The organism is Pedobacter psychrodurus, assembly GCF_032678585.1.
Classification (GTDB): Bacteria; Bacteroidota; Bacteroidia; order Sphingobacteriales; family Sphingobacteriaceae; genus Pedobacter; species Pedobacter psychrodurus_A.
The window spans coordinates 1-21,793 of the sequence record NZ_JAVTSN010000011.1 but is presented as its reverse complement, the minus strand read 5'-3'; the positions used below and the strand labels follow the sequence as shown (position 1 = coordinate 21,793).

Sequence of the window (21,793 nt, the reverse complement as noted above, 5' to 3'; positions counted from 1 at the left end):
GAGGCTTTTGATTTTTGTCACCTTGCTAACGAATGAACCAATAGCTAGTGGACCATTGAACTAAAAACTAATACGTTTCGCTATCCGGCGGAATGCCATAATCGATAAATTTTTTGTCTTTTTTCTCTTTCTTTTTACCGAACCAGCCTTTCACCGAATTAAAAATAGCTGAAAGATGTTCGGCATCCAGCGATTTACCAACTTTACCTGAGATTAAACCAACGGCAGCTTTGGTTAAAAAGCCCGCACCCCTGAATATGGTTTTATTCATAAACATGGGTAAGAGTAATGACATTGCTGTGCCGCTAATATTTAACTTGTCGTCGGCCTTAAACAAATTACTTGGTGTGGCATATCTTTTAATCAATGCCCCCAATGTAAATTGGTGGAAATAAGTTTTTGCATCAGATTTAAGCATATTCTGCTTAAGCGTATACTCCACCTTAAGTTCTAGTTTTTTAGCCTGCAGGTCTTCCAGGTTACGGATGTCTTTATACCTTTTCATCTTCCTCCTTATCTGCAAGTTTATCAAAGTATTTTCTAATGGCAACATTAATAATTGCTTTCTCGATGTACTTATCTTTGGTTAAATAAACGATTATGGCCAAAAGGATATAGAACAAAGAAACACAGCCAAAGCCTCCGGCATAACTGCCCAAAACATCCGATAGGTAAAGTGCCAATGTTACCGAGCCAAATAAAAAGGCCAGGATAAAACAGACAATAACTGCCGTGCTGGTTACTAAATCGGCAAAAATTTTCGATACTTTTTCTACTAGATAAAGCCTGGTATATTCAACGCGGGCTTCCAAAAAGCCTTTCGCATCATCTACCAGATCTTCAATACTTTTATCTTTATTTTCCTGCATAATTCAGATGAGGTTTAACCGGGCAAAATACCCGGCTATACAATTTATTGATTAAGCGTGCTCTACGTCGTCGCTATATTCTTCTTCTACGCTTCTTAATTTTGTTTTGATTGAGCTTACCACTTTATCTTTTAAACTGGCAAGGTTATTAATTTCGTCTGCAGCTTTATCTTTGATAGAATCGCCCAAATCTTTTAAAGATTGGCTTAATTTATCGCGTGTTTCATCACCTTTATCTGGTGCGAATAAAATTCCTAGCGCAGCACCTGCAGCTAATCCTGCTAAAAGCGCAACTACAACTTTTGAGTTATCGTTCATAATTATGTATTTTAAGGGGTTTAACAATTATTACAGTATAAAACTACTACATTATTTTATTGTTAAGCTATATTTATAACTCGCTATGCTCAGTATTTGTTTTAATTCTTTCCAATCTTTCTGATGCAAGCGTACTCGTCTCATAAATTTTAACGAGCAATATAAAATAAGATAATAATAACGGACCAAAAACAAGTCCCAATATTCCAAATAAAGGAATACCAATAATTACGCCAATTACTGTAATTATAGGGTGAATGTTGCCAACTTTTTTCGCAATGATAAACCTCAGTACATTATCGATGTTAATAATGACCACAAAACCGAAAATAAGCATGGCCCAGCCAGCAAAGTTATTGCCATTTGCAATTTGTAAAATGGCCGCCGGAACAAAAACTACGGGTGGGCCCAAAACAGGTACAAATGAAATAAAAGTGGTTATTACACCCCAAAAAATTGGATCTTTGTAGCCCAGTACATAAAATGAAAGACTTACCAGCGATCCTTGTACCAAACAGATCAATCCCTGGCCCAAAACATTTGCATAGGTGGTATTTTTCATTTCATCGCCAAAACGTAGCGCATTCTGTTCTCTAAAAGGGGCATATTTTACCAGCGAAAATTCGAATTTCTTCCGCTCAATCAACATAAAGTAGAGTAAAAAGTACATCACCAACAAACTCAATACAATATTTACAGCACTTGATATGAGCGAGGGGAACAATTGCGTAGCCCAATTACCTATACGGTTTAAACCGTCTTGAATAAGCTCCTGATTGATTTTAACGGGAACCAGATGCTGTAATTTCACCAACAGATTTTTAAAAAAGATCTCATTGCTCCTTAGTTCTGATATTTTGCTGATCACCATGCTACTTAGTGCATAAAATGGCAGTACAATTAGAATAATGCTTACGCTAATCAGCAAAATGGCGACAAGCCTTTTATTCCACCCTTTATTTTCGGCGAAATGAATATAGGCCGGACGCATAATGGTATACAGCACCAAAGTGCTTAAAATGGCGCTAAAAATACCTTGCAAAGAGTAGGCTATTAATACCCCAAGCGCAATAATAATCACAAGGTTGATGTTATTACGCTGTTTATAGGAGAATACTGACATGTTATTTAGATCATTGGGGATATACTTTAAATGCTAAAATGACCGATTTTGTTTGCAGTAATTTTTAATTTATGTCTCCTCACCAAATTTGATCACTTTGATTTTATTATAAAGTGTTTTTCTGTCGATATTTAAAATTTTTGCAGCCTTGGTTTTATTAAAATTAACCTCTTTCAGAACGCTTAAAATAGTCAGATACTCAGCCTCCTGAGTGGTACTTTTTAAGTGTTTTGGTTTATTGCCAGGTTTGGTTTTAGGTTGGGGCAGTTTTTTTTCCCGATGTTGGTTTTTTGAATAATGAGCTGTTTCTAACTCAAAAGGTAAAACATTGGCTTCAATCTGATTCCCCTTTGTAAGTAGGGCAACCCGCCTAATTACATTCCTGAGCTCGCGTACATTACCAGGCCAGTCGTAATTTAAGAAACTATTTTTAACTTCCTTAGAAAAAGATTTAATGTTTTTATTTAACTCTTCATTTGTTTCTGTTAGAAAAAAAATTGCAAACGTGAGCACATCCTTACCTCTATCTTTTAGAGAAGGCACATGGATAGAAAATTCATTAAAGCGGTGATATAAATCTTCCCTAAATGTTCCCTTTTGTATACAGTCTGTCAAATTTGCATTCGTTGCGATAATAATCCTGACATCCAAATCAATCTCCCTTGTACTGCCGATCCGTTTAATTTTTCGCTCCTGAACTGCCCTCAACAAAATAGCCTGAATCTCGTAGGATAAATTACCCACTTCATCAAGAAATAATGTTCCGCCATTGGCCTGTTAGAAGTGCCCTATTTTTGTAGATAACGCACCGGTGAAAGCCCCTTTTTCATGTCCGAAAAATTCACTTGCAGCCAATTCTTTTGTTAAAGAGCCACAATCCATCGCAACAAAGCTTCCGGCTTTGCGTAAACTGTTTAAATGGATGGCTTTAGCTACACATTCTTTTCCTGTACCACTTTTTCCGGTTATAATAATACTATAATTTGTAGGAGCAATTAAGTTAATCTGGATTAAAAGATTTCTTGAGGCACTACTCTTGCCATTAATATATTGAGATTGAGGAAATAAATCAACCGTTTCGTTTTTGTTGCCGGTACTTTTTATTTGTGGGGTTTCCAACGCTTTATTAATCGTATTTAATATCTCATCAGGATATAAGGGCTTAACAATATAGTCGTAAGCACCAAGTTTTATGAGTTCGACAGCAAGCTTAATATCCGAATAACCGGTGATAATAATAACGCCTGTTGCAGGGTGGTTTTCTTTTATGTACGCTAAAATTTCTTTACCATCTGTATCACCCAAACGGTAGTCGCATAAAATCAGATCGAACTTTTCTTTATTCAGAATTTCTAGTGCGGCAATGCCTGTGGTACTATTTAATACCTCAAAACCATTTTTAGTTAAAAATTTAGAAAGCAATAAGCCGATATTTATTTCATCGTCGATTATCAGTATCTTGTTTTTCATTAATAGGATCTTTAACCCTAAAAAGAACCCCGAATAATTAAGTGGGATGAGTCAAAATGATTGAAATAAGCATTTTAGATCATACATAATTACTCAAAAAATACTATAATGAAAAATATTTTCTATTTTTTAATACTAAAGAAATAGAATTAATACTACGTGGCCGCTATTTGCCTGAAAATATTGCTTTTCTTTTTTCAACAAATGCGCTTACACCTTCCTTAAAATCGGCAGTTTCAAAACTTTTACCAAAGGCTTCAATTTCCGTAGCATAGCCATTATTGTTATTTACCGATGCAATGACCGATTTTATGGCGGCCGAAACGGCTAAAGGTGCCCGTTGCTTAATTACGTTTAGGATCTCCTGTGCTTTGCCGATGAGGTCTGTTTGTGGAACAACATAATTCACGAGGCCTATTTTTTCAGCATCTGTAGCTGTAATCATGTTTGCTGTAGTAATCATTTCTATCGCTTTGCCTTTTCCAACCAGCTGCGTTAAACGTTGTGTACCGCCATATCCTGGAATGAGTCCTAAGGTAACTTCAGGTAGGCCTAGCTTCGCATTGTCTGATGCAATGCGCATATGACAGGCCATGGCAAGTTCCAGTCCGCCGCCCAGGGCAAAGCCGTTAATTGCCGCAATAAATGGTTTTGGGGAATTTTCGATGGCATTAAAAACCAGATCTTGGCCATGTTTAGCCAATTCCTCTCCCTGTTTACCACTATAATCAGAAAACTCTTTAATATCGGCACCAGCCACAAAAGCTTTTTCTCCGGCGCCGGTTAAAATAACACCTCTTACTTCGTCGGTTTTTCCAGCAAAAGCAATGGCATCCGCCAGTTCTGCCAAAGTATCTCTATTTAAAGCATTTAACGATTTTTCACGATTGATGGTAAGATATAAAATGTTTTCTTTTACTTCTGATATTAAATTCTGATATGCCATAGCTTTAAAAATTTCTGTTTTCTGTAACCCAATTCTGAATATATTCTACAATACTGGCCATGGTTGTGCCGGGCGGGAATAATTCCCCAACGCCCATTTCAGCAAGTTTTAACCGATCTCTTTCCGGAATAATCCCCCCACCGGTTAACAACACATCGTCCATCTGTTTTTCTTTCATAAAATGAATAATTTTAGGGAAAACGGTCATGTGTGCACCCGAAAGGATAGAAATCCCGATGGCATCAACATCTTCCTGAAGTGCGGTGTTTACCACCATTTCTGGTGTTTGGCGCAAGCCGGTATAAATTACTTCCATACCTGCATCGCGTAGAGAAGTTGCAATTACCTTGGCCCCTCTATCGTGACCATCTAATCCAACTTTAGCCACCAAAACGCGTATGGGCCGGTTTAATACTTTGCTCATAGTGAATATTAAGTTGATGTAAATGTATTGAATTTATTAGGTAATTGAGAAATAGGATAGATGTTGATGATGGTTGATGGCTCATTGTTTATAGCTGTTGTTTTCGGCAGCGATTTAGCTTACATTACTATCGTATTAATCTTTTCATCGTATTATAATGAAGTTCTGGGCTATTAACGATCAACCATAGGCTAATAAACCTATAATCATTGTATAAATCCGCTCAATCTTTTTACATTTGCATTCCTAATTTACAGGTTTTTATGAGTGAAGAGAAGTCATTGAACTTTATTGAAGAGATTGTTGAGAACGACTTAAATAGTGGTAAGTATGAAACTTTGGTTACGCGTTTTCCGCCTGAGCCTAACGGTTATCTGCACATCGGCCACGCAAAAGCAATATGCTTAAATTTCGGACTAACACAAAAATACGGCGGTTATACCAATCTGCGTTTTGATGATACCAACCCGGTAACGGAAAAAACGGAATATGTGAATAGCCAGCAGGAAGATATAAAATGGTTGGGTTTTAACTGGAAAAATGAATTATATGCATCAGATTATTTTGATGACTTGTATGGTTTTGCCGTTAAACTGATCGAAAAAGGCCTTGCTTACGTTGATGAAAGTTCTGCAGATGAAATTGCAGCCTTAAAAGGTACACCAACTGAACCCGGACAGGATAGCGAATACCGTAACCGTAGCGTTGCAGAAAATTTAGACATTTTTACGAGAATGAAAAATGGTGAATTTGCTGACGGGGCTTATATTTTAAGGGCCAAAATCGACATGGCCAGTCCTAATATGTTGATGCGCGATCCGATTATCTACCGCATTAAACATGCTGAACATCACCGTACAGGCAATAAATGGTGCATCTACCCGATGTACGATTTTGCCCACGGACAAAGCGACAGTATTGAAAACATCACACACTCGATCTGTACTTTAGAGTATGTTTCGCACCGCGAACTATACGATTGGTTTATCGAAAAATTAGAGATTTTTCCTTCTAAACAATATGAATTTGCACGTTTGAATCTGACCAGTACGGTAATGAGTAAACGTAAGCTGTTGCAATTGGTTAATGAAAATTTAGTAAACGGATGGGACGATCCGCGTATGCCAACAATAAGTGGTTTACGTAGAAGAGGTTTTACGCCAAAAAGCGTGCGCGAGTTTTGTGAGCGTATCGGTATTGCCAAACGCGAAAATTTAATCGAGCTCAGTTTATTGGAATTCTGTATCCGTGAAGATTTAAATAAAACGGCTAACCGTGTAATGGCGGTTCTGGATCCGATTAAATTGGTGATTACGAACTACGAAAAAGGTACAGAAGATTTAATTGGCGAAAATAATCCAGAGGCAGAAGATGGTGGTGGCACTCGCGTGATTCCCTTCAGCAACGAACTTTGGATCGAGCGTGAAGATTTTATGGAAGTACCTGCAAAAAAATGGTTCCGTTTGGCGCCTGGTGCAATGGTGCGTTTGAAATTCGCTTATATTGTGAAGTGCGAAGATTTTGTTAAAGATGAAAATGGAAACGTTACTGAAATCCGTTGTACCTATATCCCAGAATCAAAAAGCGGAAACGATACAAGTGGCGTAAATGTGAAGGGAACCATCCATTGGGTGAGTGCGCCGCATGCTAAAACTGCCGAAATCCGTCTATATGATCGTTTATTTACGTCAGAAACCCCTGATGCGGAAGAAGGCGATTTTAAAGATTATCTGAATCCTGAAAGTTTGACGGTTTTACCTAACGTTTATATCGAACCCGCTTTGGCCGATGCAGATTTAGAAGGTCGTTATCAGTTTATCAGAAAAGGTTATTTCTGTTTAGATCGGGATTCTACGGCCGATAAATTGGTTTTCAACAGAACGGTCACTTTAAAGGATACTTTTAAGAAACCGAACTAAAATAATTAAACAATACATTTTTAAAGAAGCGACCCTAAAAAGTCGCTTTTTGCATTTTTTAACAATTGGAGTGTTAGATGTTTACTAGTTTTATAAAAAACTGATTATGAAAAACATTCTATTTACCGCTCTCTGCTTTTTATCTCTTGGCGTACTTGCACAAACACCACAGCAAGTTGAAAATGAAATTGCCTTTGCTAAATTTTACGGATACATAAAATATTTTTATCCCGGTGATGATGCGGCAAAAATTGATTGGGATAAATTCGCTATCTATGGTGCTAAACAGGTCGAAAACTGCAAAACATCTGGCGAACTAAGAGACAGTCTGAACGGATTGATCAAACAACTGATGCCTGGAGTACAGATTAAAAATGCCTCGGAAACTTTTAATTTCAATCCAAAATTATTGACGCCAAAAGATTTAAACGGCTATGAACTGGTTACCTGGCAGCATTTAGGTGTTGGTTTGGTAAGAGATCAACCCACCCTATATAAAAGTGCGCGAACCAACCGCCCACAGATTTTCAAGTCAACGTTTAAAGGTTTTGGTAATGTTTCTGCACAAAGAAATGCAAAGGAAATTGGGGGCAAAACCTTTGAGTTAACCGGAAGGGCAAAAATGGTAAGCGGCAGCGGCGATGGCCACTTTTGGTTTAGGGTAGATAAGGCCAGCGGTAAGTTTGGCTTTTTTGATAATATGGATAGCCGTCCGATAAGGGATAAAGAATGGAATACCTTTACCATTAAAGGTAAAATTGACGATGGAGCCGAAAAGATCGTATTTGGCGCATTCCTATCTGGACTAGGTACTTTTTTAATTGATGATCTTTCTGTAAAAGTTGAAGGAAATGAAATCTATAGCGCCAATTTTGAATCGGAAACTGTAGATAATGAACCAAAATCGATCTCTTTTAGTACAGGAAGTGCTTCCGATCAAAAAAGTAAATATTCTTTTATTGTACATGAAGCAAATGGAAATAAGTACCTGTCGTTAACAGGTCCGGCAGATGCCGAAAAAGTCCAGATTGTAAATGAAAAACCATTTGAAAAACATGCTGCATTTGGCGAGTATGTTGAAAAGCCAATAGGTAAAGGTTTAAAAATAATTGTTCCACTTGCAGTTTACGGGACAAAAAAAAATACCTTCCCGGTTCTAGATTCTTTGAAAACAACGCCTGTACTGGCGAAAATTAACAATGCCGGTTACTTGCTGAATGGATCAGATTTGTATTTTAGGTTAGGTAATACCATCAATGCATGGAACATTTTTCAGCACTTTTTTCCATATTTCGATATTGCCAAAACGGATTGGGCGAATGACCTGAGCCTGGCATTAAATGAATGTTACCAGGATAAAAATGATCAGGATTACACCAATACACTAAAAAAACTAACCGCCAAATTAAAGGATGGCCATATCAGTGTATGGTCCAGTACAAATAACAAGAACCAATATATGCCTCAACTTGCCTGGAAATGGCTGGATGGTAATTTGGTAATTACCAAAGTAATGGATTCGACCTCAAAATTGAAAATAGGTGATGTGGTGGAAAAAATAAACGGTGAAGATGCCAAAAGCTATTTTAGTAAGGTTAATAGTTATATTTCTGCAGCTACAGTTGGCTATTTAAATTATCGCGCCCAAACAGAATCGCTAATGGGAGAGAAAAACACGCCTTTCAATCTGGTATTGGCCCGAGGGGAGGAAGTCAAACTTTCAAGAAATTTATATGCTTCAACATATTATTCGTTTTCCCCGAAACAAGATACCATCAAATCGCTTGGGAATGATATTACCTACATCAGCATTAGTAATGCAAAAATGAAAATGATTAATAATGCATTACCGCTACTGCAAAAGAGCAAAGCAATTATCTGCGACCTGAGGGGCTATCCTACGGATAATTCAGGGTTAATCGAATACCTCATGGTTAAGGATGATACCTCATCCAAATGGATGCAGATTCCGCAAATTATTTATCCAGATCAAGAGAAAATTACTGGTTACCAAGAGGAGAAATGGGGATTAAAAGCGAAGTCGCCACATTTAGATGCTAAAATATTTTTTCTGATCGATGGGCAAGCCATCAGTTATGCAGAAAGTTATATGAGTTTTATTGAGCATTATAAACTGGCAACAATAATCGGGCAGCCAACTGCAGGCACCAACGGAAACATTAATTTTATTAATTTGCCAGGAGGGTACAGCATGTGGTTTACAGGGATGAAAGTGCTAAAACATGATGGCTCCCAGCATCACGGCATTGGCATTAAACCCAATATTGCTGTGGAGCAGACGATAAAAGGGATTAGAGAAGGTCGCGACGAAATTTTGGAGAGGGCTATTGCGGAAGCATCAAAATAGATGTTAACCTTTTGATTGGCGTTACATGCCGGGCTGTAAGTTAATATAAAGATTGATTCGCTTATCAATCTTATATTTTTCCTGTTTTCTAATATTTCGTATACACATTATACAATACCAAAACATCTACAGGCGTTAAGGTTGATGTAATATCGCTCTGGATAAAGTGGATCTTAAAAGCGGTAATTGCTGCAGCAAGATTACTTGTATCGTAACCCATATATTTTAAGGCCATTTCTGTATTGAAATCTACTGGTGGGTTTTTTAGCACATCCTCATACCAATAACCGAAACCTTTATCTGCCAGTTTTTTCCAGGGAAAGTTTTTCGGGTCATTTTTGCGTTTTGGGGCAATATCGGCATGACCAATAAAATTTGCTGTTGGGATGTTGTAAGTTTTCTTTAAAGTAGTCAATAATTTAATCAAACTGTTAATCTGTGCATCAGGCCAGGGGTCTGTTAATCCATTATTATCCAGTTCAATCCCGATAGAGGAAGAATTGAGGTCGGTATCTTTCCCCCATTTGCTTATGCCTGCATGGTTTGCACGCAGATAATCGTTCACCATGTGTACCACTTTCCCGTCGCGGCTAATTACGTAATGTGCACTGGTGCCTGCTTTGGTAGAGAAAAATGTTTTGATCGTTTGTGCCAGGCTATCCTGTGCGGTATGGTGAATCACTACAAAATTTGGTTTACGTATCCCAAAATTTACAGAACCAACCCAGCTTTGATTTGTTGCTTCTAATGAATCGTAAAGTTGACCAACGGGAGGTGTTGTGCCTATTATTTTAGAAAAATCTTTTGCCTTTTCTTTATAGATTTTTTCGGTTGCAGCATACTTGCTGCTACCACAGGCAGATAAAATGAGTAAAAGTGAAAGAGCGGAAACAGATAATGAATTTGATAATTTGGGAAATAACATGGGCATGAATTGTTAGCAAGTTGAAGTTACAAAGTTATGTGAAACTTCACCCAATGCATCAAACTTTATACAAAGCTTTCAAATTTTGCTAATTTAGCACCGATATACTTTAATAATGAAGAATTTATACAAATCATCCCTATTATTATCTGCCCTGGCAATTTCAGTTGGCTCATTGGCATCTTGTACAGGTAATAATAAACCTGCCGGTGAAAAGGCTGTCGTAATAAAAAATGATAGTTTAACCAATTACGTTGCACAACGTTTGCCCATTTACGAAAAGGTTAAACTCACCACCAATATCAATCAGCTGAGTATTAATGACCGCAAAGTTTTGCCTTTGTTGATTCAGGCGGCTGAAATTATGGATGAGCTTTACTGGAAACAGGCCTATCCACAAAGAGACAGTTTGCTGGCCACCATTAAAGATGAAAAAACACGCGATTTTGTTACTATTAACTATGGTCCATGGGACAGGTTAAATAACGACAAAGCTTTTGTGGAGGGCGTTGGCGCTAAACCAGAAGGGGCATCTTTTTATCCTTATGGGATTACTAAAGAGGCGATTGAAAAATCAGATCTAACAGATAAATTTGGCGCCTATTCTGTTGTTCAGAAAGATAGCACTGGTAAGTTATTTACTGTGCCTTACCATGTTTTATTCGCTTCCGAACTACAAAAAGTAAGTTCATTGTTGAAACAGGCCGCATTAATTGCTGACGATAAAGGCTTAAAAAAATACCTGAATTTAAGGGCTGATGCATTGGTAACGGATAATTTTACGGCAAGTGATTATGCATGGTTGGATATGAAAACCAACGGTTTGGATATTATTATCGGCCCGATAGAAAATTATGAGGATAAACTTTTTAATGCCCGAACCAGTTACGAAGCTTACGTTTTAATTAAAGATAAAGAATGGAGCAAGCGTTTGGCCAAGTATGTAAAAATGCTCCCGGAACTACAAAAAAACTTACCCGTTGCGGCAAAATATAAAAGCGAAACTCCGGGAACTGATTCGGAGTTAAATGCTTATAATGTGGTTTATTATGCGGGAGACTGTAATGCGGGATCGAAAACCATTGCCGTTAACCTTCCTAACGACGAAAAAATCCAGCAGGAAAAAGGTACCCGCCGCTCACAACTGAAAAATGCCATGCAGGCTAAATTTGATAAGATTTTGGTACCAATTTCAAAAGAATTAATAGATGCCGATCAGCAACAGTACATTAAATTTGATGCTTTTTTTGCCAATGTAATGTTCCACGAAGTGGCGCATGGTTTGGGTATTAAAAAAACCATCACCGGAAAGGGTTTTGTGCGTGCAGCATTAAAAGAACAATACAGCTGGTTAGAAGAAGGTAAAGCAGATATTTTAGGCTTGTATATGGTAACTGGTTTGCTTAAAAAAGGAGAATTAAAAGGTGATATAAAAGATTATTATACCACATTTATGGCCGGCATTTTACGCTCTGTACGCTTTGGTGTTTCTGAAGCACATGGAAAAGCCAATATGCAATGTTTCAATTACTTTCAGGAGAAAGGCGCTTTTGAACGTACAGCTAAAGGTACTTACAAAGTTAACTTCGAAAAATTTGCTACTGCAATGAACGATTTAAGTGCATTCATTATTACCCTACAGGGCAATGGCGATAAAGTTGCAGTAGAAAAGGCGCAAAAAGATAAAGCGGTTATCCATCCCGAACTTCAAACAGATCTGGATAGGTTAACTAAAAAGAATATTCCGGTAGATGTTGTTTTCGAACAGGGTGTTGATGTACTTGGTGTAAAATAATATTTCCTGATTTAGGAATTTAAGGCCACGGGCTTGCAGGTGTTAAACTTGTTGATTCGTGGCTTTTTGCGTTAGATAAGGGTTAATTGTTTAAACTGGTTAATCGGTTAATTTACTTGAAATATATTGGGCACATGTACCTTTTGTTTACCCTTTCTAGGTACCAAGTTAACCCTTTGCTTACCTATTCTCTACCTATTGGTTACCTATTCTCTACCTATTGGTTACCTATTCTCTACCTTTTGCTTACCTAAAAGGTAAAGCCAGAGCCTGCTTTTGGCCTTTATTTGGTGAGCCGGGGCCGACCTTGCCTGCCTGCAGTTAGCCAAAACACCTCTTTTTTGGATAGTTTTGGACTTATGTCTAATGTTATTTGTATTGATTTTATAGATAAATTCAACTCAGGGCCACATCTAGTGCGTCAAAGAATAATAGGTGCTAAATTACTGACTTCGACTGAGGATTTAAGGCGATAACTCGCAATTCCAAACTAAAAATGCTCAACTTTTTCAAAATCCTTGTAACCTTTTCAAAAAGCGGTCGTCTTATTTTCAACTAAACAAACGGAAACCTTTCGTTTCTGGGCTAAACTTTAAAATAAGCAAGCAATTTAATAGATAGCGTGCATGATGCGCAATAGAATTTTTTTTGCCCAATTTTTTAAAATTATAAAACATCCCAATGAAAAATTTATACAGAATATCCCTTATCCTTTGTTTCTTTTTAACCGCTACAACTGTTTTTGCACAAACCACCCCTAAACCCAATATCAGTGGTGTAATTTTAGATGAAAGCAAAAAACCTGCAGATTATGTTACGGTTGTATTGTTCAAAGCATCCGATTCGAGCGTGGTTAAAACGGCATTTACCGATCCTACCGGAACATTCAGTTTTAATGTTCCCACTAAAGGAAGCTATTATTACAAAGCCAGTAATATGGGTTATAAAACGCTTAAAAGTAAAACAATTGTTTTAACAGAAGACAACCAGAAAATAGATTTCGGAACGGCACAACTTGCTGCAAGCACGCAAAACTTAAAAGAGGTAAATGTAGCGGTTACCAAACCATTAATCGAAAGAAAAATGGATAGGGTGGTGATGAATGTTTCAAGCAGTTCGATCATGAGCGGCTCTACCGCACTGGAAGTTTTGCAAAAAGCGCCAGGCGTAACAGTAGATCAGAACGATAATATTTCGATGATGGGTAAACAGGGCGTGCTGATTCAATTGGATGGAAAACAGACCTACATGAGCAGTGCCGATGTGGCGAATTTACTCCGTAACATGCAAAGTTCAGACATCGAAAGCATAGAGCTGATTACCAATCCTTCTTCAAAATACGATGCTGCTGGTAATTCGGGCATCATCAATATTAAAACCAAGAAAAGTAAAAATGGCGGAACCAATGGCAGTGTAAACGGAATGGCTGGTTATGGTAAAAATTTTAGGGGCAATGCAGGTTTAAGCTTAAACCATAGAACACAAAAATTAAACCTTTTTGGGAACTACAATTATGGAAAGAACGAACGCGAGAACCAGATTGATATCGACCGGATTTCTAACGGTAAAACTGCTGATACCTATTTTATGCAGGTGGGCTCCAGCCTCAGGAAACAAAATAACAACAATTTTAAAGTCGGCTTAGATTATTTTATCGATAAGAAAAATACCATCGGTGTTTTGGTAAACGGTTACTTTAATCATGGAACGGAAGCTTCGGTAAACAATACCTTAATCGGCCCATCTTTTCAAAAGGTAGATTCCATGTTGGTTTCGAATACCTTGCAAACCAATAAGTACAACAATCTTTCTTATAATTTAAACTATAAATCGGTTTTGGATACTGCTGGTTCAGAAATTTCGGCCGATGTTGATTATTCAAGATACAATGGAAACGATGGTTCAAAATACGATAATGATTACCTGTTCCCTAATGGCGAAAGGATCCGCCCAATAGTTTACACCAGAAACAATACACCTTCTATCATCGATATTAAAGCTTTTAAGGTGGATTATAATGTTGCTTTGAGTAAAACGGTTAAACTGGAAGCAGGTGTGAAAAGCAGCTGGGTTAAAACCGATAACGACCTTCAGGCTGAAGAATTTGTAAGCAATACCTGGCGGAATGATGTAAACCGCAGTAACCAGTTCATTTACGATGAAAATGTAAACGCCGCCTATACCAATTTAAATAAACAGTTTAAAAATACAAGCGTGCAGATTGGTTTAAGGGTGGAGCAAACCAACTCCAAAGGGAATTTAATTACGACAAATACAGTGGTTGAACGGAGTTACTGGGACTTCTTTCCAACATTGTTTGTGCAACAAACGCTTTCTAAAAACAACCAATTGGGTTTCTCCTATAGTAGAAGGATAGATCGTCCGAGTTATGATGCTTTAAACCCCTTTATCTATTATCTAGATCAGTATACCTATAATAAAGGTAACCCATTTTTGAACCCACAGTACACCAATAATTTCGAATTGAGTTATACCTTAATGCAAAAATATATGCTTTCAATAGGTTATAGCAGGGTTAATGATGTAATAACGGAGGTGCTTTTACCCGATACTGCTCAAAAAGCCTTGTATCAAACCAATGCCAATCTTGCCAAAAATATCAGTTATAATGCCAACTTGAACGTACCTATCCAGATTACCAAATGGTGGCAGACCAATAACAACTTAAATGTTTTTTACCTGAGTTTTGAGGCACCCGATTTAGCTGGGAGAGCCTTAAAGACAGGGAAAACATCTTTCCAGTTTAAAACGCAACAAACCTTTACCATTGTAAGTGGATTTACTGCAGAACTGAGCGGCAGCTATGAGTCGCCACTTGATTATGGTACTTTTTCAATCAGACCACGCTACTCCATTGATGCAGGTTTAAGCAAAGCATTATTTAATAAAAAAGCGAGCTTGAAATTTGCCTTATCGGATGTGTTTAACACGTATAAAACGAATTTATCGAGTATCTATTCCGGCTTAACTTATGAGGTGCGCCAGAAAAATGAAAGTCAGGTAGGGAGGCTCAGTTTTACCTACCGTTTTGGTAAAAATGAGATTAAACCTGCACGCCGCCGCTCTACGGGTACTGAAGCAGAGCAGGGAAGGATGAAGAATTAGAAGTAAAAAAAGAGACAAATCAGTTAGGATCTGTCATGTTGAGCCTGTCGAAACACCTTACAATATATTTAGGCGGGTCCTTCGACAGGCTCAGGATGACAAATTTTTAAGAAGCTTATGTCCCGTCTTATACGACCTGCTGTCCAGAATCTTTGCGAACGAATAGTTATAAATCTTAAAACTTATATTCCATCACGTAATCGTCCATAAAATATCCTTCACCGATATCGAGTTTTACCGATTCTTTTATGGTAAAGCCTCCTTTGAGGTAGAAATCTTTGGCATTATTGTGTTTGTTCACATTCAACTGTAAAGCGCTACCTCCGGCATCCTTTACCTGGTTAAAAACCTCGTTGATCAGGATTTTGCCAACACCTTTACCATGTGCGGTTGGCAATACATAAAGCTTGTGTAATTTGTAAATGCGTTCGTCGTGCCCAACAATGGAGTAGCCTGCAAAGCCATACTGCTTTTCACCATCTTCGGCAATCAGGAAGATATGTCCTTCCATAAATTGTTTTAACAGTTCGCCTTTGTTGTACATCTTATCCAGCATGTAATCAATCTGTGCCTGCCCTATAATATCAAGATAGGTTGAAGGCCAGGTGGCGGCCGCAATATCCCTGATAATTTCTATATCTTCTTCTTTTGCTTTTCTAAGGGTAATCATATCGGCTCACTAATATAAATTGGTTGTCCTGAAAAGGTGAATTCTACAAATCCATCTTTCACTACGATAAAAATTTCATCTTCATTCTGCATCAGGTTGGTTACCTCCATATATCGGTTGCCATGGATAAGGAACTCGCTTCCGGCAGGTTTCCAAACCGAAAATCCCGATTTAATCGGATAGTGTTTGGCCTTTTCTGTAAATACCACCAGGTTGATCTGGTCTTCAAATCCTGCAAATTTTTCGAGATCGAATTTCCTTGCAATCACATTTACCGCAGGATATTTTTCTTCATACAGATAATTGATTGCCACCATTAAAGCATCAACAGGGCCCTGGATCACTTTTGTATCCTCCTGCGTTTCTTGTCCACTCCCATTTACCAGTACATCTACCTTTAAGCCTAAGGAAAATATTTTATCATAATTTTCCCCGTTCACCAAAAGTGTAGGGCTCCATTCTAACAGTTGGCCCAATAACTCCTCGTTAAAATTTCCCAGCTCATCTATATATAAAGCTGGCTCTTGTTTTTCTTTTACAATATGGTGTGAAGACATACTGCGAATATATAAATTTCGCATTAAGTAAAATACATCAAGAATCAGAACCGGGTAAAATGATTAACGGTTGTAAGGATATTCACTTACCCAATGGAATCCCCTGTTAATGAGTCTAAAATCTTTCAGGTCTTTTCGTTTAAAGCTTACTGATATCGAATCTTTCTCGCTCAAGCCAGAGAAAACGAGCCTATCTTTTCTGATAACATGGTAGTTTAACACATATTTTGATGAATCTTTAGCGGTAGATTTTAATATCAGTACTTTCTTTTTCTGATCAAAAACAGTAGTAAAATTAACGGTACTATCGTTCATCTTTTTTATCCTCGCATAACCGGTGTAACTGATCACCATTTGTTTCCAACGGATACTGTCGGTAGTTAACGGTGGCAATGTTTTGTCTTTAAGCCGCATGTCTTCTACGTTATAAATGCCATATAAAAAGGGTTTGGGTGCCGCACTGCCATAGGTTTTGGTTTGTTGGTTAAAGGTATACAGCATAGACACAATCCCGGCGGTGATATAGAGATATTTCAAGCTATAGGCCGAAATATAAAGCCAACGCTTTTTAAAAGTAGGGCGGTACATTTTATTGAGCTGCTGACTTTCATATTTGATGAAGAAACGGTACAGTGTTAAGAAATGAGGGGCCAGAATAAAAAGGCTCATCACTACAAGCGCGGTAGAGAGTAATTTTACGGGGACATCGAAAAAATAATTCATCGACATCACGTGTGCAGTTGCCGCCAGCGATAAAAAGGCGCCTACTACTACAGTTCTGCGGAACAATAACAAAACAGCAGAAACTTCTACAATGCCCATAAAAGTATTGTATCCTTTCGAAAAGCCCAGAAATGTCCATGCCAGGCCCATAGGTGAAGCATCGCCAAAAGGTTGTAAAAGCCTGTTTAACGATGGATCAGGAAATTGGAGTTTGATTACTTTTATTAAACCATATAACATTAAAGTAAAGGCCAGGTAAAACCTCACCAGTACTACTAGCCAATAATATGCGGTATTGTAGCTTTTACGCTTGCGGTCGAATACCGACCAAATGATACAGCCGATTACCGAAATGAAAAACATAAAAAGCAATAGTACCCAATCGTAAGAGGTATCACCACTGCCGTTCGTGGTGATTGTAAAGTCGTAATTGTAATGGATAATATGTTTGGAAAACCATGGAATTAAATCGTGCAGCACCAAACCTGGCAATTGTAATAAGCCCGAGACAAAAGGGAAAGCCCCGTTATTGTTCAGGATGATAAAGAGCGGCAGTAAAAGAAAGAAAAATCTGAAAGCGATTTTTTTATAGATATTCCAGGGGGTGTTGGGTTGAAGAGCGTTTTCGGACATGTTCGTTAGGGTTTTATCCCAAAACTATAAAATATCCAACGGGCTTCAAATTATAAAATGTTAATTAACAGCACTTTCTTTAACTAAGTTGTAAAAATCCTGATAGGTTTCTATTGGGTCCTCTGCAAAATTGATCGCTCCAGAAACGGCAATTCCATACATACCGCTTTGCATCAGTGCTTCAACATCGTAGGTTTTAATGCCACCCACAGCCAGTACAGGGAGATCGATATTTTGATTTTTCAATTCTCTTATGGCATTTTGATAACCTTCGATTCCTAGAAGAATATAATTATTTGGTTTGGTTTCGCTTACTGCATATGGGCCAAATCCTGCATAATCGGCGCCTTCATTTGAAAGTCTGATTAAATTTTCGATGGTATTGGCCGAGCCACCTAGGGTAATGTCGTTACCAACCCGTTTGCGCAGCGCAATAAAATCGGCATCCATATCTTCGATGTGAAAACCCTGTATGTCGGCCTTTCCATTTAAATGCACATGATCGGTCACAATTAAGGTGGTACCCCAATCATCACAAATTTCTGCTATGGCATTAATATCCTGTAAGAGTGCTTCATCGGTTTTGCTCAAACAGTGGTATTGAATCCACTTGGCGCCCGCCTCGCAAGCCAGCTGTGCCTGCTCGATATGGCTTAAATGAGGGATATCGTGCGTGATGTACTGAAGTTTCTCGATGTATTTCATGACTGCCGTGGGCCAGGATTATTAAGATTAAAGGATTTTAAGGTTTTAGGAGGGCAATATAAACAAAATCGTCATTGCAAACGTGAGATGCAATGACGATCCTTTTTTAGCTTTAGGAATTCGAGTTGACAACTTTGCAGGCTGGTTGCTTAGCAAAGTTGTCAACTCTGAATAACAGATTAAAATTTCACATTCAAACTTAATAAAAAGTTGCGGGTTGCCTGTGGGTAATAATAATTTGAACGACTTAAATCGCCATTAAAAAGGTATGGATATGTGCCACCATTACTTTCGTATAAGGTGCTAAACACATTATTGATCAGCAAACTCAATCCAACATTTTTTACAGCAGCAAATGATGTATTATAACTTAAACGGATATCGTTAACAAAGAAACTCGACAGGGTACGGCTATCTGCTGATGTATTATCAAGGTGCTGTTTACCTACGTATTTAGTCAACAGCGCAACACTTGCATTTTTCAATACGTTGTAATTGATCTCGCTGGAAGCAATAATTGAAGGCGAAAAAGCAATGGTGGTATTCTTGTACTGATTAACCACTACCGGATTAACTGCTTTAGGATCTTCATCATAGATGTACTCTTCAAAATTTTTAATTTTGTTTCTGCTTAAAGTTGCCGTTGCAGCCCAGGAAAGGTTTTTAAGAATCTGCCATTTCCCATCAAACTCTACACCTGCACGGTAGCTATCCGGAACATTTTGGCGTGTTTGTCCGCCAACATCATTTAATTTTCCGGTATTGATCAGTTGATCTTTATAAAACATGGCAAAACCATTTAGACCAAAAGAAACAGTTGAAAATTGGGTACGGTAACCAGCTTCAACATCCGTTAAATGTTCGGGTTTAGGCCTGCTGTTGATGTCTGAATCGGTAAAATCGTTTCTGTTTGGTTCTTTGTTACCAACAGCAACCGAGGCATAAATATTGCTCTTTTCGTTAAAATTATAGGTTAAACCTGCTTTTGGATTGAAAAAATTTAATGCTGCATTTTGTTGCGCTGGCGTTCCATCCGGATCTAGTCCAAAATAAGAATAATAAACCCGTCTGTATTGAAGGTCGGCAAATAAACTAAATTGATCGATCTGGTAATTTGCCCTTCCAAAAATATTGAAATCAGATTTGAAAGCATCGTTATCGTTGTATCGGTGACGGATAGACCCACTTCCATCGTAATTGGCAAACTGTGCCCAAATCACCTCGTCAAAATGCTTGCCCTTATATTCGTTATAGGCACCTCCCAAAGCAAAATTCAGGTTGTTTTTTGGTGTATAGTTTAAAGAATAGGTTACGCCATAAAAATCATTATCCAGCCATAACCGGCGCACAATATCAGAGATTTCTTTCCGCTCAGTCCCAACCACCACAGGATTTATGTTATAAAATTTCAAACTATCACCCGCAACAAACTCCTCATAGTAACCTCTTCCGTAAGTGTAATGAAGTGCCGCGTTGGCAACCAGTTTATCGGTTAAATTTCTGGTATAGAACAATTGATAATGATCTTGCTGATAATTATCGGTTTGGTTATCGTAGGTGAAATCGTTATGCCTGCGATTGGTATCAAGCGTTACCTCACCAATGCCATTCCAGGCCTGGTATGTTTTTTCTGTCCCACTAAAAACATTGGCGCGGAGAATGTCTTTTTTACCGTAGTAAGCACCAGAAAAAAAGAAAGATTTTAGATCCGATGATGCACGGTCTACATAACCATCAGATTTGATCCGCGATAAGCGGCCATCAAAGGTGAATTTATTATTGATTAAACCTGTACCCACACTAACCGTATTTTTCCAGGTATTGTAAGAGCCATAAGTATTGTTCAGTTCGGCATAGGCAGAATCTCTGCGCGTAGTGGTCTGAATGTTTAAACTTCCGCCAAATGCACCCGCTCCATTTGTTGAGGTACCTACCCCACGTTGGATCTGTATGTTATCAACGGATGATGCCAAATCTGGCAGGTTGATAAAAAAACTTCCCTGACTCTCCGCATCATTTAATGGGATTCCGTTTAAGGTTACATTAATCCGGGTCGCATCGCTACCGCGGATCCTCATTCCAGTATAACCAATTCCTGTTCCTCCATCAGAACTCACCACAACGGAAGGCGTTTGGTTTAATAAGTATGGAAGATCCTGTCCTAAATTGTTCTTCGCAAGTTCGGCCTTATCTAAGTTCCGAAAAGTAGTTGCCGAATTTTTAGACGCCCTTGTTGCGCTAACCACCACTTCATCAGCCAGGAAATTTTGGGGCGAAAGGCTAAAATCTGCTGTCGTATTCTGATTAAGCTCAATCGTTTTTTCGGTTGTTTTGTAACCTACATAACTCACCACAATGGTATATTTTCCATTATTTAAATTTGTGATCGTGTAGTTCCCATTCGCGTCGCTAACTACAGCCGTTTTTTGATTTCTCAATTTAACCGTAGCACCTGGAAGGGCCTGCTGGTTTTGATCTGTTACTTTACCGGTAACAGAAATTTGTGCCGATGCTAAGAAAGGCAACATTGCAACAAGTGCTGCAAAAAGTAAATTTTTCAATCTGATTGTTTTTAGCTAAACCCATCGGAAAAAGGGGTTTCCCCGATTTCAGTTAAACTTCCATAACTCCAATCCCTACGCCGGCATTACCCGGATCAGGTGCATTTATAAGGCTAAGAGGTTTAGGGTTTAGGGCTTAGGGTTTTACCCTTTACCTTTTGCCTTCTACCTTTCACCTATAAAATGGGTATGATCTCAGCCTGTTTTTGTGTTTATTCAAACAAGGCACCCCTAATGATGGGGCAAATGTAGAAAATATTTAGCAATTCGATCGCTTTTTGATGCGTTGTCGGTCAATTTGATAAAAATTGACAGCACAATGGGAATATTTATTGATTTTCAGGTTTAGAAAATGAGCGGTTCTGAGCACTTGGTATCTTCAGCCCCGCTTTCCCTCCTGCCAATTTTGAAGGAAAATCGGCCTCCGTTCCAATCGCCTGCAACGGGCAGTGGTTTAGGTAGCCAGGGCGGTAATGATATGATCGATTAATCACCAAACGTTCCTATGGAACGAAAACGCCAATTAAACAATTGGCTACCCATGAGTCGTCCCATCGGAACGGTAAAGGATAAAGAAAGTAAACGGTTGGTGCAGATATTTCGAAGATTATGGATCACCGTGGAACTATACAGCACACTACTATTTCCTGATCGTCCCATC

General features: G+C 38.3%; 16 protein-coding genes and 1 pseudogene. 4 read left to right on the top strand and 13 right to left on the bottom strand.

Annotated features, from left to right (window positions below):
- Positions 1-67 precede the first annotated feature (67 nt).
- From R2S57_RS09135 to R2S57_RS09100, 7 genes and pseudogenes are all read right to left on the bottom strand, one after another.
- Positions 68-505 (bottom strand): hypothetical protein, encoded by a 438-nt coding sequence (locus tag R2S57_RS09135; RefSeq protein ID WP_316844739.1) that lies wholly within the window; start codon positions 503-505, stop codon positions 68-70.
- Positions 492-869, bottom strand: coding sequence for a phage holin family protein (locus tag R2S57_RS09130; protein WP_316844738.1), 378 nt, complete (start codon positions 867-869; stop codon positions 492-494). Before R2S57_RS09130 ends, R2S57_RS09135 begins: the two co-directional genes overlap by 14 nt.
- Positions 870-920: 51 nt before the next feature.
- Complete coding sequence (locus R2S57_RS09125) at positions 921-1,187, bottom strand: YtxH domain-containing protein (protein ID WP_025142262.1); 267 nt, start codon at positions 1,185-1,187, stop codon at positions 921-923.
- A gap of 73 nt (positions 1,188-1,260) precedes the next feature.
- Complete coding sequence (locus R2S57_RS09120) at positions 1,261-2,310, bottom strand: AI-2E family transporter (protein WP_316844737.1); 1,050 nt, start codon at positions 2,308-2,310, stop codon at positions 1,261-1,263.
- Positions 2,311-2,379: 69 nt separating this feature from the next.
- A pseudogene (locus R2S57_RS09110) lies at positions 2,380-3,780 on the bottom strand (sigma-54-dependent transcriptional regulator).
- Between the two features lie 166 nt (positions 3,781-3,946).
- A complete protein-coding gene (locus R2S57_RS09105; protein ID WP_316844736.1) occupies positions 3,947-4,726 on the bottom strand; it encodes an enoyl-CoA hydratase/isomerase family protein in 780 nt (259 codons plus the stop codon).
- Positions 4,727-4,730: 4 nt separating this feature from the next.
- Positions 4,731-5,150, bottom strand: a complete 420-nt coding sequence (locus tag R2S57_RS09100) for a cobalamin B12-binding domain-containing protein (protein ID WP_316844735.1) — start codon at positions 5,148-5,150, stop codon at positions 4,731-4,733.
- 263 nt (positions 5,151-5,413) lie between these two features.
- On the opposite strand from R2S57_RS09100, the gene R2S57_RS09095 reads away from it, so the two are divergent.
- The gene (locus tag R2S57_RS09095; protein ID WP_316844734.1) at positions 5,414-7,069 is read left to right on the top strand and encodes a glutamine--tRNA ligase/YqeY domain fusion protein; all 1,656 of its coding nucleotides are present in this window, start codon (positions 5,414-5,416) and stop codon (positions 7,067-7,069) included.
- Positions 7,070-7,175: 106 nt separating this feature from the next.
- Entirely contained in the window at positions 7,176-9,437 is a 2,262-nt protein-coding gene (locus R2S57_RS09090; RefSeq protein ID WP_316844733.1) for a S41 family peptidase, read from the top strand.
- Between the two features lie 88 nt (positions 9,438-9,525).
- On the opposite strand, the gene R2S57_RS09085 is transcribed toward R2S57_RS09090, so the two are convergent.
- Positions 9,526-10,362: an N-acetylmuramoyl-L-alanine amidase gene (locus R2S57_RS09085; RefSeq protein ID WP_316844732.1), complete on the bottom strand. Its 837-nt coding sequence runs from the start codon at positions 10,360-10,362 to the stop codon at positions 9,526-9,528.
- 115 nt (positions 10,363-10,477) lie between these two features.
- On the opposite strand from R2S57_RS09085, the gene R2S57_RS09080 reads away from it, so the two are divergent.
- Positions 10,478-12,157, top strand: coding sequence for a dipeptidyl-peptidase 3 family protein (locus R2S57_RS09080; RefSeq protein ID WP_316844731.1), 1,680 nt, complete (start codon positions 10,478-10,480; stop codon positions 12,155-12,157).
- A gap of 681 nt (positions 12,158-12,838) precedes the next feature.
- On the top strand, positions 12,839-15,283 hold the full coding sequence (locus tag R2S57_RS09075) for an outer membrane beta-barrel protein (RefSeq protein ID WP_316844730.1): 2,445 nt from the start codon (positions 12,839-12,841) through the stop codon (positions 15,281-15,283).
- Positions 15,284-15,458: 175 nt separating this feature from the next.
- Here the strand turns inward: R2S57_RS09075 and R2S57_RS09070 are convergent, their stop codons facing one another.
- From R2S57_RS09070 to R2S57_RS09050, 5 genes are all read right to left on the bottom strand, one after another.
- Positions 15,459-15,953, bottom strand: coding sequence for a GNAT family N-acetyltransferase (locus R2S57_RS09070; protein WP_316844729.1), 495 nt, complete (start codon positions 15,951-15,953; stop codon positions 15,459-15,461).
- Entirely contained in the window at positions 15,950-16,510 is a 561-nt protein-coding gene (locus R2S57_RS09065; protein WP_316844728.1) for a thiamine pyrophosphokinase, read from the bottom strand. Before R2S57_RS09065 ends, R2S57_RS09070 begins: the two co-directional genes overlap by 4 nt.
- A gap of 63 nt (positions 16,511-16,573) precedes the next feature.
- On the bottom strand, positions 16,574-17,866 hold the full coding sequence (locus tag R2S57_RS09060; RefSeq protein ID WP_316844727.1) for a hypothetical protein: 1,293 nt from the start codon (positions 17,864-17,866) through the stop codon (positions 16,574-16,576).
- Positions 17,867-17,926: 60 nt separating this feature from the next.
- Positions 17,927-18,571: a thiamine phosphate synthase gene (locus R2S57_RS09055; protein ID WP_316844726.1), complete on the bottom strand. Its 645-nt coding sequence runs from the start codon at positions 18,569-18,571 to the stop codon at positions 17,927-17,929.
- Positions 18,572-18,750: 179 nt separating this feature from the next.
- Positions 18,751-21,132 carry a TonB-dependent receptor gene (locus R2S57_RS09050; RefSeq protein ID WP_316844725.1) on the bottom strand — a complete coding sequence of 794 codons (2,382 nt, stop codon included), beginning with the start codon at positions 21,130-21,132 and terminating at the stop codon, positions 18,751-18,753.
- Positions 21,133-21,793 lie beyond the last annotated feature (661 nt).

Coding starts and splice junctions, on each gene's coding strand:
- R2S57_RS09135 (WP_316844739.1), bottom strand. CDS start 505: ATGAAAAGGTATAAAGACATCCGTAACCTGGAAGACCTGCAGGCTAAA.
- R2S57_RS09130 (WP_316844738.1), bottom strand. CDS start 869: ATGCAGGAAAATAAAGATAAAAGTATTGAAGATCTGGTAGATGATGCG.
- R2S57_RS09125 (WP_025142262.1), bottom strand. CDS start 1,187: ATGAACGATAACTCAAAAGTTGTAGTTGCGCTTTTAGCAGGATTAGCT.
- R2S57_RS09120 (WP_316844737.1), bottom strand. CDS start 2,310: ATGTCAGTATTCTCCTATAAACAGCGTAATAACATCAACCTTGTGATT.
- R2S57_RS09105 (WP_316844736.1), bottom strand. CDS start 4,726: ATGGCATATCAGAATTTAATATCAGAAGTAAAAGAAAACATTTTATAT.
- R2S57_RS09100 (WP_316844735.1), bottom strand. CDS start 5,150: ATGAGCAAAGTATTAAACCGGCCCATACGCGTTTTGGTGGCTAAAGTT.
- R2S57_RS09095 (WP_316844734.1), top strand. CDS start 5,414: ATGAGTGAAGAGAAGTCATTGAACTTTATTGAAGAGATTGTTGAGAAC.
- R2S57_RS09090 (WP_316844733.1), top strand. CDS start 7,176: ATGAAAAACATTCTATTTACCGCTCTCTGCTTTTTATCTCTTGGCGTA.
- R2S57_RS09085 (WP_316844732.1), bottom strand. CDS start 10,362: ATGTTATTTCCCAAATTATCAAATTCATTATCTGTTTCCGCTCTTTCA.
- R2S57_RS09080 (WP_316844731.1), top strand. CDS start 10,478: ATGAAGAATTTATACAAATCATCCCTATTATTATCTGCCCTGGCAATT.
- R2S57_RS09075 (WP_316844730.1), top strand. CDS start 12,839: ATGAAAAATTTATACAGAATATCCCTTATCCTTTGTTTCTTTTTAACC.
- R2S57_RS09070 (WP_316844729.1), bottom strand. CDS start 15,953: ATGATTACCCTTAGAAAAGCAAAAGAAGAAGATATAGAAATTATCAGG.
- R2S57_RS09065 (WP_316844728.1), bottom strand. CDS start 16,510: ATGTCTTCACACCATATTGTAAAAGAAAAACAAGAGCCAGCTTTATAT.
- R2S57_RS09060 (WP_316844727.1), bottom strand. CDS start 17,866: ATGTCCGAAAACGCTCTTCAACCCAACACCCCCTGGAATATCTATAAA.
- R2S57_RS09055 (WP_316844726.1), bottom strand. CDS start 18,571: ATGAAATACATCGAGAAACTTCAGTACATCACGCACGATATCCCTCAT.